This window comes from Bacteroides helcogenes P 36-108, assembly GCF_000186225.1.
GTDB classification, from domain to species: Bacteria; Bacteroidota; Bacteroidia; order Bacteroidales; family Bacteroidaceae; genus Bacteroides; species Bacteroides helcogenes.
In genome coordinates this window covers 2,484,842-2,502,326 of sequence record NC_014933.1, presented here as the reverse complement: position 1 = coordinate 2,502,326, position 17,485 = coordinate 2,484,842, and the positions used below count along the sequence as shown (strand labels likewise).

Sequence of the window (17,485 nt, the reverse complement as noted above, 5' to 3'; positions counted from 1 at the left end):
ATTGTTCTCTATTCAAAATTAAGCACTGCAAAGATAAGCTTTTCTGAAGATTTCAGCTATCTTCACAGTGAATTAAAATGGACAAAAATTGCGGCATCACCATTCCTCTTCATTAAAGGTCTCGCTATTTTACATTTGCAAAACAAAAGAATTTCCGAAACTTACACTTCAGCAAATCCAGCAAGGTCTTGCTGATGTTTTCCAAACGTTCACGGCGGAGATAGATAGCCATTGCACGCCTGTATCCCCTGCGTCCGAAATGCTTACGGCAATCCATTACACGGCGATAGCTGTACACCGTCTTGTCCGCCCGCCCGATATTCTTCAGAAAGCGGTTCAATCGGCAAGCAACCTCCACACGGGCAAGAAGGCTTTCTAACTTCACAGCATACTGCAAGGAATCACCGCGAACAGTAGCACAATAAACAGACTTGGAACATGCCGCCACCTTGCGGGCATGATAATCTACCTTTGCAGAAAACATGGCATCATTAGCAGCTATTGTCTCATCGAAACAAATGCGGTGATCGCGTACCAGCCTTGCAGACACCATCTTTGCCCACGGCACGTCGTTGCGGAACTTCAGTATCTCCAAGTCCATATCTTCCGCAATCTTGTCATAGTTCAACTGGCGAGGCGGAAGCGGTTCTAAAGTATCAGAACCGGCACTCTCCGCCCGGAACGTAATCAAGTCATAATCCGTATCACGATAAGCATCCAACACATTCATGAAATCCGGTAAGAAGTAATCATCGGCATCAGCAAAGAGCAACCACTTGCCCTTTGCACGAGCAAGTCCGCAGTTGCGGGCGTAGCCTGCGCCCTTGCCCTCCTTAGTAAAGAGGAGCTCCACTCCTGCCCTGTCTTGACCAGGAAAGTTTGAGAAGTCCACCACTTCCGGAGAACTGTCATCATCCACTACTATAATCTGTATGTCCTCTCTTTGAGGAATAGAATCCAAACACCGCTGCAACAACTGCGGGATGTTCTTATGGGGGATGATTATTGAATAATTAATTGTATTCATTTACTTGAATGCCTTAAAAGATTTGTTACATTCATACTTCATCCGATATTATTGGAATGCCATATTTTGCACGATACTGATTATAGACCTGCCCCAAGTTAATTTCATCAATCTCTGTGGTGGTAAATCTCTCTTTGGTATCTTCACATTGATAATATAGAGATACATACTGAAATTTCTCTTTACGAAAAATCAATTCCGACTTTTCTTGTTGCAAGGTGACCTTGCCTCCGGTAAATGGACTTTTCATTATTCTCCTCCTCTTAATGCGGAAAATTTTCAGCTTCTGATGAAACAGCCTGAGGAATGCCCCTACTTCTTCTTTCATTATCATTAATCTGGTTTTCTTTTCACAAAGTTAACAACTCTTCTGGATAAAAGCATAAAATTCAACGTTAAAGTCATGGCTCTTTCATAAAAAAATAGTGAAGCTCTCAAAATTAGTTCTATTTTATAGCAGAAATAGCTACATCTACACATAGCGATTGGAAATACCGTGGCAACTCCATGAAAGGAGCCTTGAAAGCTCCTCCAATCATGTCCCCATTCATAATCTTGGCACTTTCTATGTGATAAAATCGCCACATGTACAGGAATGTCGTTTTCCCGATTCATCCTTTCATATCTGCTTGGATAAGGCTGTACATGGGTGATTACATATGATAGTACATTGACACAGCCCCCTTTCAGTCCCCCTTTCATGTAAGCTGATTTTGATACAAAGCAGAAAAGCCATGAAACGATGAACGAAGAACCGGTATCTATAGTTACAACGTGCCGGATGTACAGATGAAACGTGAGGGATATGTAGATGCAATGTGTTGGAGATAGAGACCCCTCACGTTGGAACTATATATCCCTCGTGTTGGACACATAGTTTCCTCGTGCCGAACATATAGATGCAAGGGCGGCTAATGTTTAGGTTTACACCCGCCAAGTTTAGGTTTAGCGAGCTAAACCTAAACTTTATTAAGCTGAACTGACCACACGGTCTTTCATTTAAAGAAAAATTGAACACATAATAGTCCCTACCCAATTATTCAGAACTGGATATCATTTATTTGCAGTGAATATCAGATATTTATATTTGTCTTGAAAGCCGTGTTTATCTTATTTTCATAAGAAAGAGCCGTGATTATGAAGCATAAAAATGAAAGTGAAATGGGCGAATATTCAAATTTGTAAACTATATCTGCAATTACCACAACTATAATATTGACTTCTATTTTGGGGGAAGTGGAACAGAAGTGGATTATTTATGTAGGAGGTGTAACTGCCTTCCGGTATGTGCAGCATCGTATTCATTTACTTAAATGCCTTTAGTGTGAATAAAATAGTCATGGATGCGGTGCATGCAAGAATGATGTTATATTCATCCTGATCAAAAAGACGATATAACAGTCATACAGGCCATAGAGACGGGCCTTCAACAGCATCTTCCCTATCTTGTCAAGCTTATAGACCGGATGATAATGGCTGCACATCATTCTATAATTATCATTTATAAGCAGACGCAAATGTGAAATCCGTGTTTTGCGGGGGACGTCATATCTTTGACAATAATCGGTCTTCAAAGACCAATCAAAGCCCATCATCATAGACCGTATCATGCCTTCACGCCCTTGTGCCGGAAATTGCCAGCGCTCTTGCATCTCAATAAACAATGCCCGGTATAACCGGAAACCGGCATATACAGAATCAAACGGGCGAATGGTATGGGAGATTGAATCGAGATGCCTGATATATGCATACTCCTGCCTGTCGCCTAAAAGCAAATAATCACAATGAAAAAGATACCGATACATGAAAAGCAGATCTTCCAGACAATGGATTCGAGTATCAAACCTCAAATGATTATTCCTGATAACATCCACTTTGTATAGTTTGGAGGCTGAATATCCCCATTCTGCCAAATTGCATTCACAGATGGCACGTCCGAAATCTTTCTCTTCATAAAGCCGGTTCGGAAGCGATTTTACCTGCATATCAGCGCCTCTGGCATCAAAACAACGAAAGCCCTGAACGATCAGACCACTTCCGCCATTCATCGGCAGCGCCTCATACAAATACCGCAAATAATCGGGATAAGCCCAGTCGTCCGCATCAATAAAAGCCAGATACCTGCCCGTCATAGCCTCCATCCCCACATTCCTTGCTGCACTCACTCCCTTGTTCTCTTGGTGAAACACCCGTATCCGCCTGTCTTTCCGTGCATATTCATCACAGATTTCCCCGCAGCGATCAGGACTGCCATCATCTATCAACAACAGTTCAAAATCGGTAAATGTCTGCGACAAAATACTATCTATGCATTTAGCGAGGTATTGCCTGGCATTATAGACAGGAACAATAACTGATATTTCAGGAGCATTCTTTTCCATAAGTATAATCTTTAATCTACCCCATGTGCCGTATGAATGAATTTTTTGTTGGCTTCTCCCAATCGGAATAGATTGAAGAACATCAGCACGAAGGAAGAAGGAACCAAGCACAAGGCCTTGAACAAACGCCACTTCCAGAAATAACGGGGAACAGCAAGAGCAAGGGCCAGCAGCAACAGGATGAAAATGCACCACCACTTATATGCCGACGGAGAGGCACACAAGGAATATACAAGAGAAATTATAAACGTGAATCCCAATAACAGCACACGCGAAAAAGAGGCCTGCTGATAAAGCTTGTCGCAGAAATCCCATTTTCGGGCACAGAGGGCGGGAAGAAGATGATGCATGAATTCGCCCAGACTGTAATATTGGGCGGACAACCAACGGCGGCGTTGCTGATAAAAGCTATGCGCTTTCTGTATCTTCTCATCCTTTACACAGGTGTCGGGCAAATAGTGGAAACGTACCCCCTGGTAAAGAAGCTTCATCTCAAGCACACGGTCGAAGCCTCCCACCGAAGTGTTGCTCATCATCGCAGCACGAAACAGGGGGTACTCGAAGGCCATGCCCGAACCGATCAGAGCGGCCGACATGCCCAGATTGGCATGTCCCAAACGAAATATGGAATTATTGATTTCCTCGCTGACGGCGTCCAGATAAGCCATGTCCGTATTCAGGTTCTTGGCTATGCGGTGGGACTGCACCACTTGAACGCCGGAAACGGCAAAGGCATTGTTCACTTCGGACAGATAGGAAGGGCCGATGATGTTATCCGCATCTATTATCAATGCCACGTCATAGTCGTCCTCATCCAGATACTCAAGAGCCGCCTTCAAGGATTTGGTATTCGTACTTTTCTCGAAATCGACCTGAAGCAATTTAACGGAAAGCCCGGACAAGGCTGAATTTGTCTCGGGCAGCATGTGGTCGGAGATAATCACGACATCATACTTGTCACTCGGATAGTCCTGCGCCAGACAGGAATGTACGGTGGCCATAATAACCGCATCTTCACGATAGGCGGCAATAAGCACTGCAAAACGTTTATAATCGTCGGCCGGTAAGGGCACAGAAGGTTTACGGCACAACGAAGCTAAACTATACACCAGCAAATACACTACATTTACGGCGAACAGGATGTATAGAATCCAGTCAAATATAATTAATATCTGTTCCACGGCTCATTCGATTTAATCCTCCTGTAAGTCAGAAAATCCGATCTCAGGAATATTCGATACAAAGATACAAAAAAGAAGAAGAATCCGGATAAAAGATACGGAAAACAGAAGCAGGGACATAAAAAAACGAGCAAGCTCTCACGAACCCCTCGCCACTCATAAGAAAAGCCATAAAGGCTTTTCTTTTTTTACATCACATCTAATTGTTATCCAAAAATCAATCTTTCTTTTTACCTCTGAAAAAACTTCAATAACCTTATTCGAAAAACATTAATCTTAATTTTACCTTTACCTAATTACCTATTTTTAAATCCAAATCTTTTAGCCTATGAAAAAACTAAATTTCAATCTTTTTACCTAACAACTAATATCTATACTGAAAAACTCTATTTTTATTATGTAAACATTAGCTGTTTCCCAACAGCACTACAAAGGTAGGATGTTTTTTTGTGTTCGCAAACATGAAAAGCTTTTTCCATATGTTTTATAACATAGTTTTAGAGAGGAAGCATGAAATTTACACTTGTAAACACAAAAACAAAATGAATCATCCTATCCTCTTGCTTCCGCAATATAAGCCAAGGCTTCCTTGCATTTTTCAGTAACGTAAGTCCAGTCTTCGGCGGAAACCTTATCTTTGGGAAATAGCTTGGAACCCATGCCCACACAGAACACGCCTGCTCCGATCCATGAAGTCAGATTCTCCCGAGTGGGCTCTACACCGCCCGTAACCATCAATTTAGACCAGGGCATCGGGGCCAATAGCCCTTTCACGAGTTTAGCGCCCAATACGTCGCCGGGGAAAATCTTACAGAGGTCGCAACCGGCTTCCTGCGCAAAGCCCACTTCCGAAACGCTTCCGCATCCCGGAGTATAGGCCACCAGGCGACGGTTGCAGATCTTGGCTATCTCAGGATTGAACAAAGGACCCACAACAAAATCGGCTCCCAACTGCAAGTACAAGGCAGCCGTGGCAGGATCAACGACAGAACCTACGCCCACAGCTATTTCCGGGCATTCTTTCGCCGCAAATTTCACAACTTCCGCAAATACTTCATGGGCAAAGTCGCCCCGGTTGGTAAACTCGAATGCGCGCACACCGCCTTCATAGCAGGCTTTCACTACTTTCTTTGCCACTTCTGCATCCTTATGGTAGAATACTGGAACCATGCCGGTAGAACCAATCTTGTTCAATACGGCTATCTTATCAAATTTTGCCATTGCATTAATCAATAATTTAATGTATAACTCTAATCTATAATTCACAGTGAAGTTAAGGGAGTTAAAAGGAGTTATCGCTCGCTTCACTCCTTAACTTCTTACAACTTAACTCCTGAGTATGAACAATGAATGCTCAAGAATTATTAGCGTTGCACGCGACCGCTTGCGTCACCTCCCGCCAATGCTTCTACCTCTTCGGCGGAAACGAGGTTGAAGTCACCGTTGACGGTATGCTTCAATGCAGATGCAGCCACCGCAAATTCGAGGGCGGCTCCCTGGTCAGTCTTGGTGAGCAGGCCGTGGATGATGCCTCCGGAGAAAGAGTCGCCGCCACCCACACGGTCAATGATAGGATTGATGTCGTAACGCTTCGATTCGTAAAATTCCTCTCCATTATAAATCATTGCCTTCCAGCCGTTGTGGGTTGCGGAGAACGATTCTCGTAAGGTGGAGACGACATATTTGAAACCGAATTCCCTGGCCATAGCCTTGAAGATGCCCTTGTAGCCTTCAGCATCCGTCTTGCCGCCTTCCACATCTGCCTCAGGCTTGAAGCCGAGGCAGAGTTCCGCATCTTCTTCGTTGCCGATGCAGACGTCCACGAACTGCATTAACGGTTTCATAATGGACTGGGCCTTTTCTTTCGTCCAGAGTTTCTTGCGGAAATTAAGGTCAACAGATACCGTGACACCGTGGCGCTTGGCAGCTTCACAGGCCAGGCGGGTCAGTTCGGCAGCCTTGTCGGAGATGGCGGGAGTGATGCCCGACCAGTGAAACCAGTGCGCACCTTCCATAATGGCGTCAAAATCAAAATCCGAAGGGTCGGCCTCTGCAACGGCAGAATGTGCACGGTCGTAAATAACCTTGCTCGGGCGCATGGAAGCGCCGGTTTCAAGATAGTAAATGCCCACGCGGTCACCTCCACGAGCTATGAAATCCGTCTTTACACCATACTTGCACAGTGCGTTTACTGCCGACTGTCCGATTTCGTGCTTCGGCAATTTGGTTACAAAATAAGCATCATGCCCGTAGTTGGCACAACTGACAGCGACGTTGGCTTCACCGCCACCATATACCACATTAAAAGAATCGGACTGCACAAAACGGGTGTTTCCCGGAGTGGACAGCCTCAGCATGATTTCACCCAATGTAACTACTTTCTTTCCCATAATCTTTTATCTTTTTATTTAATATATGATTGGTCTATTTCCTTTCAATTTGTCATTTAAAGCAAAAAACAACATTAAACAACTGATAACATGAAGTATAAACTGTAAAAAAGTGCATCCTTCGCAGCCTCCGTGTGCGGGCACAAAGATACAACAATTTTTGAAATACAAGAAATTATCATATATTTGTATCGAAAATACCAATATTATTATTGTGTGCGAGCACAAGGTTGTTCAAATAGCAGATCAACAGATGGCAGAAAGAATAAGAATAAAAGACATCGCCAAGATGGCAGATGTGTCAGTAGGTACTGTGGACCGTGTGATTCATGGGCGAAGCGGTGTTTCCGAATCCAGCAGGAAACGGGTGGAAGAGATTCTGAAGCAGTTGGACTATCAGCCCAACATGTACGCCAGCGCGCTGGCCTCCAATAAGAAATACACATTTGCCTGCCTGCTGCCCCAACATGAGAAAGGAGAATACTGGACAGAGGTGGAGGCAGGCATAAACGAGGCCGTGACGACTTACTCCGATTTCAATGTTGCCGTGTGGATTTCCTATTATGACCCCTACGATTACCGTTCGTTCGCCGAAGCTTCCCAAAGCATTCTGGCACTGAAACCTGACGGGGTAATGTTTGCACCCACCGTCCCGCAATACACCAAGTTGTTTACGGACGGACTGACAGAGCATGACATACCTTATATATATATAGACTCGGACATCAAGGAGGAGCCCGCCCTCTCCTTCTTCGGGCAGAACTCGCACCAAAGCGGATATTTTGCCGCCCGCATGCTGATGCTGATTGCCGGCGAAGATGCCCTTGAAATCGTTATTTTCCGCAAGATAAACGAAGGGATCGTGGGATCGAACCAGCAGGAACGGCGCGAGATAGGCTTCCGTGAATATATGCAGAAGCACCATCCCGCATGCCGCATCTGGGATCTGGACCTGCATGCCAAGCGCGACAGTGAGGATTCGCAGATGCTGGACGAGTTCTTCACGAAGCATCCGGCCGTGAAAAACGGCATCACTTTCAACTCGAAAGCATATATCATCGGGGAATATTTGCTGAAGAAGCAAAAAAAGGACTTCAACCTCATGGGCTATGATTTGCTGCAACGCAACGTAGAGTGCCTGAAAAGAGGCAGCATATTCTTTCTCATCGCACAGCAGCCTGCGCTGCAAGGCTTCGATGGCATAAAGACCCTGTGCGAGCATCTTATCCTGAAAAAAGAGGTGACAAGAGAGAACTTCATGCCGATTGACCTGCTGACAAAGGAAAATATTGAGTTTTATTACAATAAATGATATAGCGGGTGGCACAAGCGCATTGACCGAAGAGCAAGAAACTCAAAAAGCGGAGGGGTGATGCGGTGTGTGTCAAAACAAGCTTACCAGTTTCTTTTAGGCACGGATTACATTACTAAATATAATAACAAAATGCCACTGACAACAAATACAACCCAAAAGCCCGAAGGCGGCTGGTGGACACTCAGCCCACTGATGGTTTTCCTCTGCCTCTATCTGGCAACTTCCCTCCTGGCGAACGACTTTTATAAAATGCCCATCACCGTGGCATTCCTGCTGTCCTCCTGCTACGCCATCGCCATCACACGGGGGTTGAAGCTGGAGCAGCGCGTCTATCAGTTCTCAGTAGGCGCCAGCAACAAGAATATCATGCTCATGGTATGGATCTTCATCCTTGCCGGAGCATTCGCGCAAAGCGCCAAACAAATGGGCGCCATCGACGCCACCGTGAACCTCACCCTGCACATCCTGCCGGACAACCTGCTGCTGGCAGGCATATTCATTGCCGCATGCTTCATCTCATTGTCCATAGGCACGAGCGTGGGCACTATCGTTGCCCTGACCCCCGTAGCCGTAGGGCTGGCCGAAAAGACGGGAACAGACCTTCCCTATATGGTAGCCATCGTGGTGGGCGGCTCTTTCTTCGGCGATAATCTCTCGTTCATTTCGGACACGACAATCGCCTCGACCAAAACGCAGAATTGCGTAATGAGGGACAAGTTCAGAGCGAACTTCATGATTGTGATTCCGGCCGCGCTCATCGTGCTGTGCTTTTACATCTTCCGGGGCTTATCCGTATCGGCCCCTGCACAGGTGCAGGAGATAGAATGGATTAAAGTGATCCCCTACCTCATCGTGCTGGGCACAGCCGTGGCAGGAGTCAACGTAATGCTGGTCCTACTGCTGGGCATCGTATCTACCGGCATCATAGGAATCTGCACGGCAACCGGCCTTACCGGCATAGGCGCGACTCCCACAGAGGGTGTAGCTGCAAGCACCTCATTCTTCGACTGGTTCGGAGCCATGGGCACAGGCATCACGGGGATGGGAGAGCTCATCATCATCACCCTGCTGGCGGGCGGCATGCTGGAAACCATCCGCTACAACGGAGGCATAGACTTCATCATCTCCCGCCTCACCCGCCACGTCAAAGGCAAGCGGGGGGCGGAATTCAGCATAGCCGCCCTCGTCAGCATCGCCAACCTCTGCACTGCCAACAATACAATAGCCATCATCACCACCGGACCGATCGCCAAAGACATCGCCCTGCGTTTCCACCTTGACCGCAGAAAGACGGCGAGCATACTGGACACCTTTTCGTGCCTCGTGCAAGGGCTGATACCCTACGGAGCGCAAATGCTGATCGCCGCCGGACTGGCCGGCATCTCCCCACTCAGCATCATAGGCAATCTGTACTACCCGTTCTGCATGGGAGCGTGCGCGATACTGGCCATCCTGGTGAGATATCCAAAGAGGTACTCGTGAACGCGAAGATTCCTGAATTGCATGACAAAAGAAAATAAATCGCAATCCATAAATCATAATCCGAAAATATTTCCTACCTTTGCGCCCGCTATTACGAGTTAGTAGCAATATTCAAATCATTAACTAAAAACATTTAATTTAAAATGGCAACAAAAATCAGATTGCAAAGAAATGGACGTAAGAACTACGCTTTCTACTCCATCGTTATTGCAGACGTAAGAGCACCACGTGATGGTAAATTTATTGAGAAGATTGGAACTTTCAACCCCAACACCAATCCTGCCACAGTAGATTTGAAGTTCGACCGCGCGCTTGACTGGGTATTGAAAGGTGCACAACCGACGGACACCGTTCGTACCATCCTCTCCCGCGAAGGCGTTTACATGAAGAAGCACCTTTTGGGTGGCGTAACCAAAGGCGCATTCGGCGAAGCAGAAGCAGAAGCCAAGTTTGAGGCATGGAAGAACAACAAGCAAAACGGCCTGGCTGCCCTGAAAGCCAAAGACGAAGAAGCCAAGAAAGCTGAAACCAAAGCACGTCTGGAAGCCGAAAAGAAAATAAACGAAGAAAAGGCCAAAGTATTGGCTGAAAAGAAAGCCGCTGAAGAAGCCGCCAAAGCCGCTGCCGAAGCACCTGCCGAAGCACCTGCAACCGAAGCCGCAGAAACTCCGGCCGAAGAAGCTGCCGCCGAACAACAGTAAGCACAGCATTATCATTAAAATTGGGATTAAAACTATAAAATCCTCTCCACTTCATACGGAGAGGATTTTTTATTTATTATCTTTGCTGCTCATACAATTATTCACCTTAAAAAGAAGCAAGCAATGAGAAAAGTTGTTTATCTACTCGCCGCTGCCGCCATATTTGCGGCCTGTAACGGCGGAAACAAGGGCTACACCGTAACCGGAACCGTAGAAGGAGCCGCCGATGGAGACACCGTGTATCTGGAAACCGTCGAAGGACGCCAATTCGTCAAATTAGACTCAGCCATCATCAAAGACGGCAAATTCACCTTCAAAGGTGCGCAAGACACCACAGCCAACCGCTATATCTCTTATAAAGCAGCCGGCAAGGACGGCATGGCAATCGATTTCTTCCTCGAAAACGGAAAAATCAGTATCAACCTGAGCCCCGGAGAAAACGACTCGGCCACCGGCACGCCCAACAATGACGCATATCAGGAAATCAGAACCAAAATCGGCGGGCTGAACCGCCAAATGATGGACATATACAACTCCATGTCCGACTCCACCCTAACCGACGAGCAGCGTGAGGCCAAAGGCAAGGAAATGGAAACCTTGCAGGAGAAAATGATAGAAACCACCAAAGAGGGAATCAAAAAAAATATCACAAACCCGGTGGGTATCCAACTGCTGAAGCAGAATTTCTATTACATGGAAATAGCTGACCTCGAACCTCTGATGCCGCAGATTCCGGCAGCTTACAGCAACGACGAGACAATCATCAAAATAAAAGAAAACGTAGAAAAAATGAAAGCCACTGCTGTGGGACAGAAATTTACAGACTTCGAGATGCAGACTCCGGAGGGAAAAACGGTGAAAATGTCCGATTATGTAGGCAAAGGCAAAGTAGTGCTTATAGACTTCTGGGCAAGCTGGTGCGGCCCCTGCCGCCGCGAAATGCCCAATCTGGTAGAGGCTTACAAAAAATACAAGAACAAGAATTTTGAAATAGTCGGTGTTTCTTTAGACCAAAGCGGTGACTCTTGGAAGGAAGCCATCAAGAAACTGAACATCACTTGGCCGCAAATGTCCGACCTGAAATACTGGAATTGCGAAGGCGCCAAGTTGTATGCCGTAAGCAGCATTCCTCACACTGTACTGATTGACGGTGACGGAATTATCCTTGCACGCGGTCTGCACGGTGACGAGCTGCAACAGAAATTAGCCGAAGTGATCAAATAACGATCCACACACACTGCATCACAACGAATGCCACACTTCAACAAGGCCAATGACGCATGTCATTCTTTGTGAAGTGTGGCATTCTGCATATCAAAGTGTGGCATATTTCACTGACAACAGAATATCTTCCGGTCAGCAAAATATACGCCGCGCCATCATCATCCCCAGCCGCACGGTTTCCCACTGTTCTTCCTCATCGGCATCCGAGGGGGAAAGAAGCGCATTGGCATCGGGCAGGCACAGAGTGAAACGTTTCAGAGGAATATAATTCAAGACATTCTCCGTCTTGGCCTGAAGCTCGTCCAACTCGTCTTCATGGGGATAACGGGAAAGCACAAAACCGAACACCGCCTCCTTCTCATGTAGGAACCATAACAAGCGGTTGCGGTCGCAAGAGCCGCAATCGTAGTTCAGGAAATAGGCGTCGGCGCCATGCAACTGCACCAGCATCTCCGTAGGAGCATGGAAAGCCACATACATTCCGCCGGGACGCTCGCGCAAGACGCGGTTGTTGAGACGAATCGTTTCTTCCATAACCACGGAATGCACACCGTCAAACTGGATATAGCGGCAACCGGCATCATAAAGTCTGTCCAGCAGTATCTTATAACAGGCGGTGATGTCATCGGACAGGAGGCGGATGTCCGGATAGGCGGCCTCCAAGCAACTCCGTTCCACACGCTGAAGTATCTGCGTCATCACTTCTGCCGGCGAGGGTATATGCTGCTTGACCGTCACGTCCTCACCCGCCACGGAAACGAGGAAAGCAAACTCCTCAAATACGGGATGCCGTTGCAATCCGATCCGGGCGGTAATCTCCAGGGCAGATCCTGCTGTGAGGGGCCGTCCATCCTTTGAATGTATCCCTTCCCAGCTTTCCAGAAAGTCACGGCTCCGGAAACCGCCATCGGAAACAACTTGCATGCCTCCCGACTTCAGCCGTTCCACAAGGTTGCGTACTTCTGCATCTTCAACCGCCTGCAAGGTTTGCAGGCTTATCCGCCCGTTGCGATATTGCTCACGGGCATCTTTCAGCGCGCGAGGCGCACAAAAAGCTCCGGCAATATCCAATCTGAACGGAGGAAATACTTTTGCCATATCTATCCTTTCTTTTGATTATATTAAGATCAATAATCTTTGCCCTAACCCCACGAGTGACAAAGAAGCGCAATCGAACGGCAGGTCTTCTGACTCAGTTTCCATTCCGAACGCCTTCCCAACCTCTTTCGCTTCCGAATTTGATCAGTGGCAACAGGTATCCAACGGAATGTTTGACGTAAAACTTCACAGCAGCGGGACTGTTCGGGAGTTGCACCCGATTCCCTTTTAATTGCTAAGGAAGAAAGCCTTATGCAAACCGGTTCGATGCAAATATAGCTAAAGAATTCGAAAACAGGCAATCTGCCTCAAATATTTATCTTCATTTTGCATTTCAGAATCAAGGGTGCTCTTTGTACTCCGCCAATATACAATAATGAGCAACTATGAAAAGCTATCTTCAAGCAAAGTTTCCCACTTTTCAACATATACATACTGTACGTCAATACATTAACACTTTTTAAACCCACAAAAGTTTTCCAAAAAGAAAAACATATCAAGAAGATACGTAACTTTGTTGGCATAACCAAGTCAAACAAAACAGTTCTACATTTAGATACAACGATTATGATACAAACGGTAATTAAACGTGACGGCCGCATTGTCGGCTTCAATGAAGAGAAAATAGTCACAGCCATCCGGAAAGCCATGCTGCACACGGACAAAGGTGAAGACTTGCAGTTGATTCATCAGATTACAGACCACATTTCCTTCAAGGGAAATTCACAAATGACGGTGGAGGCCATTCAGGACATGGTGGAAGTGGAACTGATGAAAAGCAGCCGCAAAGACGTGGCGCAAAAGTACATAGCCTACCGCAACCAGCGCAGCATTGCGCGCAAGGCAAAAACCCGTGACATGTTTCTGGAAATCATCAACATCAAATCCAATGACATCACCAGAGAAAATGCCAACATGAATGCCGACACTCCCGCCGGCATGATGATGAAGTTTGCCAGCGAAACGACCAAGCCGTTTGTTGACGATTACCTGCTGAGCGACGAAGTGCTGGAAGCCGTCAGCCAGAATTATCTGCACATCCATGACAAGGATTACTATCCCACCAAAAGCCTGACGTGCGTGCAGCATCCATTGGACCATATCCTGAAAAACGGCTTTTCGGCCGGGCACGGTGAGTCACGCCCCGCCAAGCGCATAGAAACCGCCAGCATCCTGGGATGCATCTCCCTGGAGACGGCGCAAAACGAAATGCACGGCGGACAAGCCATCCCCGCATTCGACTTCTACCTTGCCCCATACGTGCGCAACAGCTATATCGAGGAAATCAAAAACCTGGAAGAACTGAACGGGAAAGATTACTCGCATCTGTATCACAAGGAACTGACGGACTATCTGCCACAAGCGCTGGAGGACTTGTCCGGCGAGGATCGCATCGTGCAGCATGCCATCAACAAAACCGCAGCCAGAGTGCATCAGTCGATGGAAGCGTTCATACACAACATGAACACCATCCACTCGCGTGGAGGCAACCAGGTAGTGTTCAGCTCCATCAATTACGGAACGGACACTTCGGCAGAAGGACGCTGCATCATCCGCGAATTGCTGAAAAGCACCTATCAGGGTGTGGGCAATGGTGAAACGGCCATTTTCCCCATCCAGATATGGAAAAAGAAACGGGGAGCCAGCTATCTGCCCGAAGATCGCAACTACGACCTTTACCAATTGGCATGCAAGGTCACCGCACGCCGGTTCTTCCCCAACTTTCTAAACCTCGACGCTACATTCAACCAAAGCAAGGAATGGAAGGCCGACGACCCGAAACGCTACGAACACGAAGTGGCGACCATGGGATGCCGCACACGTGTCTTTGAGAACCGCTTCGGGCCTCAAACTTCCATCGGACGCGGAAACATTTCTTTCTCAACCATCAATATCGTCCGGCTGGGCATCGAGTGCATGGGCATAGACGACAAGGCGCAACGCACGGCACGCTTCTTTGCCAAGCTGGATGCCATGCTCGAAATCACCGCACGCCAGTTGCACGAACGTATGGAATTCCAGAAAACGGCATTTGCCAAACAGTTCCCGTTGCTGATGTCGGCCTTGTGGCTGGGCTGCGAAAAGCTGAAACCCAATGACACGATAGCCTCCGTCATCAATCAAGGCACATTGGGCATCGGCTTCATCGGACTGGCAGAATGCCTCGTCGCACTTCTCGGAAAACACCACGGAGAATCGGAAGAAGCCCAGGAATTAGGAGTGAAAATCGTAACTTACATGCGCGACCGCGCCAACCAGTTCTCCGAACAGTACCAGCACAATTACAGCATACTTGCCACCCCCGCCGAAGGATTATCGGGCAAGTTCACCCGTATTGACCGTAAAAAATTCGGGATGCTGCCGGGCATCACAGACCGTGAATATTACACCAACTCCAACCATGTGCCCGTATATTACAAGTGCAGCGCCCGCCACAAAGCGGAGGTGGAAGCTCCTTACCACGACCTCACACGCGGCGGCCACATCTTCTATGTGGAGATTGACGGCGATGCCACCCACAATCCGGAAGTCATCATGCGTGTAGTAGATATGATGGACCAATACAACATAGGTTACGGCTCCGTAAACCACAACCGCAACCGATGCCTGGAATGCGGCTACGAGAACTCGACTCCGAACCTGGAAGTTTGTCCAAAATGCGGAAGCAGGCACATTGACAAGCTACAGCGCATCACCGGCTATCTGGTGGGCACAACCGACCGCTGGAACAGCGCAAAGCTGGCTGAGCTGAATGACAGGGTGATCCACAATTAAAAGCCATGCTTTCTATTCTCGACATATTGGAAGATACCACAGTGGACGGTCCGGGATTCCGGACCGCCATTTATGCCGCCGGATGCCCCAACGCATGCCCCGGCTGCCACAATCCCGAATCCTGGGACATCAACCGGGGAAGATGGATGAAAACGGACGAAATTCTGGAAAAGGTTCTTGCCGACGATTTTGCCGACGTCACATTCAGCGGGGGTGACCCGATGTTTCAGCCGGAAGGTTTCACCGAACTGGCACAAGCCATCAAGCAGCGAAGCCGGAAAAACATCTGGTGCTATACCGGATATACTTTTGAAAAGCTCCTGTGCAATCCACGCCAGGCCAAGCTCCTGGAATACATAGATGTACTGGTGGACGGAAAATTCAACGAAAACCTGCGTGATGAAAGCCTATACTTCCGGGGAAGCAGCAACCAACGGCTGATTGACGTACAAGCATCATTAAAGGCCAACCGGACAATAGCGTACGACTACAATCCTAAAATGTGAGCACCGCCCATAAGCGGTGCTCACATTTTTATCACCATTCTATAAACTTGCCTCTTTCCCTGCGCTTCTTCAACTCTTCCTGCAAGAAGCGCTGCCTGTCTTTGGCAATGTATCGGCGGGCAAAAATATTGGGTACTGCCACTCCCAGAGCTATGCTGAGAATGATCAGTGAAGCCGTAATGCCGTTGGACACCACATTGGTCACCTCTCCCACCACTCCGTGCATATTGATCAGCCCCAACAGAGCGCGATACATCAGCACTCCGGGAATCATAGGAATGACGGACGGGATGGTCAGCACATGGTTGGGGACATGGAACCAATGAACGGCTTTCACCGCAATCAGGCTCACCATCATGCTGCCGACGAACGAACCGATCACAGGACCGCATCCCAATTCAAAATTGACAAAGTTGCGCGTGCAAACCGCAATGATGCCGCCCACCGCAACCACCCACAGCAGGCGGCGCTGGATATTGAATATCATGGAAAAGCCCATCGCTGCAATGGCAGCCGCAATGGCATATACATAATAAGGGTCATGAGGAATCATGCTCAGTTCGCTGAATTTCTTGTAAATCACCATATCTTCCACCGCCAGCAGACGCATGGCAATCACGATACCGAAGGCCATTGCGCAAACCATCAGTACCGTATTGACGGCTCGTATGATGCCTACCTGAATATAATTATCCATCATGTCATCCACGAAATTAATCAAAGGCACTCCCGGCACAATAAACAGCGCACATGCCAGCAAAGGGCTATACGGAGTTGACGAAAGCCCCGTAAAAGAAAACAAATAAGCTATGCATGTCGAAACCAAAGCCGCAATGGCGATACTCATATAGTGATTGATCCCGAATTCTATGCAACGGGCACGGACGCGGAAGCCTGCAAAAGCCGCGACGGAAGCAAACAAAAACGCCATCCAGTCGCTGCCGAACAGCTTGCAGAAGCCACCGCAGGCAAATCCCGCCCCCACGGCAACCAGGTAAGGAATATAGTTTCTTTTTCTGTTCCTGATTTTTTCCAGTTCTTCTTCATACCGGTCAAGAGAGTAATCGTTCTCAATCGCTCTCCAGGAAAGTTTGCTGATTTCGGAGATGGCAGTCATGTTGATGCCGTGCTTTTCGCATTTCTGGAATTTGGAATACGAGTGCGAACCGTCGCTCAGGTTCGCCGCCAGCATCGTATAGCTGACGTCGATGTGGAGTTTCTCTTCCGGCAATCCCAAATAAGCGGCGACACGGTTCATATTACGCACCACACGATTCGTATCCGCCGCGCTCTCAACCAACAGTTGCCCTGTGCGAAGCAATAAATCAAGCTTCCTAAGCAGGGAAGTTTCTTGTTCACTTAATGTTTCGTTCATTAATTTTCGGATATTAAAAAATGATGTTTT

Annotated in this window: 14 protein-coding genes and 1 riboswitch; of the genes, 6 read left to right on the top strand and 8 right to left on the bottom strand. The window is 47.5% G+C overall.

Going from position 1 to position 17,485, the window contains the following annotated elements; genetic code table 11:
• Positions 1–124: 124 nt before the first annotated feature.
• From BACHE_RS10150 to BACHE_RS10120, 6 genes are all read right to left on the bottom strand, one after another.
• Positions 125–1,027 carry a glycosyltransferase family 2 protein gene (locus BACHE_RS10150; protein WP_013547607.1) on the bottom strand — a complete coding sequence of 301 codons (903 nt, stop codon included), beginning with the start codon at positions 1,025–1,027 and terminating at the stop codon, positions 125–127.
• 31 nt (positions 1,028–1,058) lie between these two features.
• On the bottom strand, positions 1,059–1,277 hold the full coding sequence (locus BACHE_RS10145; protein WP_187289268.1) for a hypothetical protein: 219 nt from the start codon (positions 1,275–1,277) through the stop codon (positions 1,059–1,061).
• A gap of 1,087 nt (positions 1,278–2,364) precedes the next feature.
• The gene (locus tag BACHE_RS10135) at positions 2,365–3,408 is read right to left on the bottom strand and encodes a glycosyltransferase family 2 protein (protein ID WP_013547604.1); all 1,044 of its coding nucleotides are present in this window, start codon (positions 3,406–3,408) and stop codon (positions 2,365–2,367) included.
• Positions 3,409–3,419: 11 nt separating this feature from the next.
• Entirely contained in the window at positions 3,420–4,589 is a 1,170-nt protein-coding gene (locus tag BACHE_RS10130; RefSeq protein WP_013547603.1) for a glycosyltransferase family 2 protein, read from the bottom strand.
• A gap of 552 nt (positions 4,590–5,141) precedes the next feature.
• On the bottom strand, positions 5,142–5,810 hold the full coding sequence (locus BACHE_RS10125) for a bifunctional 4-hydroxy-2-oxoglutarate aldolase/2-dehydro-3-deoxy-phosphogluconate aldolase (RefSeq protein WP_013547601.1): 669 nt from the start codon (positions 5,808–5,810) through the stop codon (positions 5,142–5,144).
• 143 nt (positions 5,811–5,953) lie between these two features.
• Positions 5,954–6,979, bottom strand: coding sequence for a sugar kinase (locus BACHE_RS10120; protein WP_013547600.1), 1,026 nt, complete (start codon positions 6,977–6,979; stop codon positions 5,954–5,956).
• Between the two features lie 253 nt (positions 6,980–7,232).
• On the opposite strand from BACHE_RS10120, the gene BACHE_RS10115 reads away from it, so the two are divergent.
• From BACHE_RS10115 to BACHE_RS10100, 4 genes are all read left to right on the top strand, one after another.
• Positions 7,233–8,291, top strand: a complete 1,059-nt coding sequence (locus BACHE_RS10115; protein ID WP_041579798.1) for a LacI family DNA-binding transcriptional regulator — start codon at positions 7,233–7,235, stop codon at positions 8,289–8,291.
• A gap of 132 nt (positions 8,292–8,423) precedes the next feature.
• A complete protein-coding gene (locus BACHE_RS10110; protein ID WP_041579797.1) occupies positions 8,424–9,776 on the top strand; it encodes a Na+/H+ antiporter NhaC family protein in 1,353 nt (450 codons plus the stop codon).
• 143 nt (positions 9,777–9,919) lie between these two features.
• Entirely contained in the window at positions 9,920–10,477 is a 558-nt protein-coding gene (locus BACHE_RS10105) for a 30S ribosomal protein S16 (RefSeq protein WP_013547597.1), read from the top strand.
• A gap of 123 nt (positions 10,478–10,600) precedes the next feature.
• Positions 10,601–11,701, top strand: a complete 1,101-nt coding sequence (locus BACHE_RS10100; protein WP_013547596.1) for a TlpA disulfide reductase family protein — start codon at positions 10,601–10,603, stop codon at positions 11,699–11,701.
• 132 nt (positions 11,702–11,833) lie between these two features.
• Here the strand turns inward: BACHE_RS10100 and BACHE_RS10095 are convergent, their stop codons facing one another.
• Positions 11,834–12,799 (bottom strand): uroporphyrinogen decarboxylase/cobalamine-independent methonine synthase family protein, encoded by a 966-nt coding sequence (locus tag BACHE_RS10095; RefSeq protein WP_013547595.1) that lies wholly within the window; start codon positions 12,797–12,799, stop codon positions 11,834–11,836.
• Between the two features lie 62 nt (positions 12,800–12,861).
• Positions 12,862–13,078: riboswitch (cobalamin riboswitch) on the bottom strand.
• Between the two features lie 288 nt (positions 13,079–13,366).
• Here BACHE_RS10095 and BACHE_RS10090 point away from each other — a divergent pair.
• Together BACHE_RS10090 and nrdG are read left to right on the top strand one after the other, a co-directional pair.
• Positions 13,367–15,574, top strand: a complete 2,208-nt coding sequence (locus tag BACHE_RS10090) for an anaerobic ribonucleoside triphosphate reductase (RefSeq protein WP_013547594.1) — start codon at positions 13,367–13,369, stop codon at positions 15,572–15,574.
• A 5-nt stretch (positions 15,575–15,579) separates the two neighbouring features.
• The gene (gene nrdG, locus BACHE_RS10085) at positions 15,580–16,080 is read left to right on the top strand and encodes an anaerobic ribonucleoside-triphosphate reductase activating protein (protein ID WP_013547593.1); all 501 of its coding nucleotides are present in this window, start codon (positions 15,580–15,582) and stop codon (positions 16,078–16,080) included.
• A 31-nt stretch (positions 16,081–16,111) separates the two neighbouring features.
• Here the strand turns inward: nrdG and BACHE_RS10080 are convergent, their stop codons facing one another.
• On the bottom strand, positions 16,112–17,455 hold the full coding sequence (locus BACHE_RS10080; protein ID WP_013547592.1) for a threonine/serine exporter family protein: 1,344 nt from the start codon (positions 17,453–17,455) through the stop codon (positions 16,112–16,114).
• Positions 17,456–17,485 lie beyond the last annotated feature (30 nt).

Excerpts from the sequence above, each read along its gene's own strand:
- nrdG (WP_013547593.1), top strand. The coding sequence starts at position 15,580 with ATGCTTTCTATTCTCGACATATTGGAAGATACCACAGTGGACGGTCCG.
- BACHE_RS10100 (WP_013547596.1), top strand. The coding sequence starts at position 10,601 with ATGAGAAAAGTTGTTTATCTACTCGCCGCTGCCGCCATATTTGCGGCC.
- BACHE_RS10095 (WP_013547595.1), bottom strand. The coding sequence starts at position 12,799 with ATGGCAAAAGTATTTCCTCCGTTCAGATTGGATATTGCCGGAGCTTTT.
- BACHE_RS10080 (WP_013547592.1), bottom strand. The coding sequence starts at position 17,455 with ATGAACGAAACATTAAGTGAACAAGAAACTTCCCTGCTTAGGAAGCTT.
- BACHE_RS10120 (WP_013547600.1), bottom strand. The coding sequence starts at position 6,979 with ATGGGAAAGAAAGTAGTTACATTGGGTGAAATCATGCTGAGGCTGTCC.
- BACHE_RS10150 (WP_013547607.1), bottom strand. The coding sequence starts at position 1,027 with ATGAATACAATTAATTATTCAATAATCATCCCCCATAAGAACATCCCG.
- BACHE_RS10115 (WP_041579798.1), top strand. The coding sequence starts at position 7,233 with ATGGCAGAAAGAATAAGAATAAAAGACATCGCCAAGATGGCAGATGTG.
- BACHE_RS10125 (WP_013547601.1), bottom strand. The coding sequence starts at position 5,810 with ATGGCAAAATTTGATAAGATAGCCGTATTGAACAAGATTGGTTCTACC.
- BACHE_RS10110 (WP_041579797.1), top strand. The coding sequence starts at position 8,424 with ATGCCACTGACAACAAATACAACCCAAAAGCCCGAAGGCGGCTGGTGG.
- BACHE_RS10090 (WP_013547594.1), top strand. The coding sequence starts at position 13,367 with ATGATACAAACGGTAATTAAACGTGACGGCCGCATTGTCGGCTTCAAT.
- BACHE_RS10105 (WP_013547597.1), top strand. The coding sequence starts at position 9,920 with ATGGCAACAAAAATCAGATTGCAAAGAAATGGACGTAAGAACTACGCT.
- BACHE_RS10135 (WP_013547604.1), bottom strand. The coding sequence starts at position 3,408 with ATGGAAAAGAATGCTCCTGAAATATCAGTTATTGTTCCTGTCTATAAT.
- BACHE_RS10145 (WP_187289268.1), bottom strand. The coding sequence starts at position 1,277 with ATGAAAAGTCCATTTACCGGAGGCAAGGTCACCTTGCAACAAGAAAAG.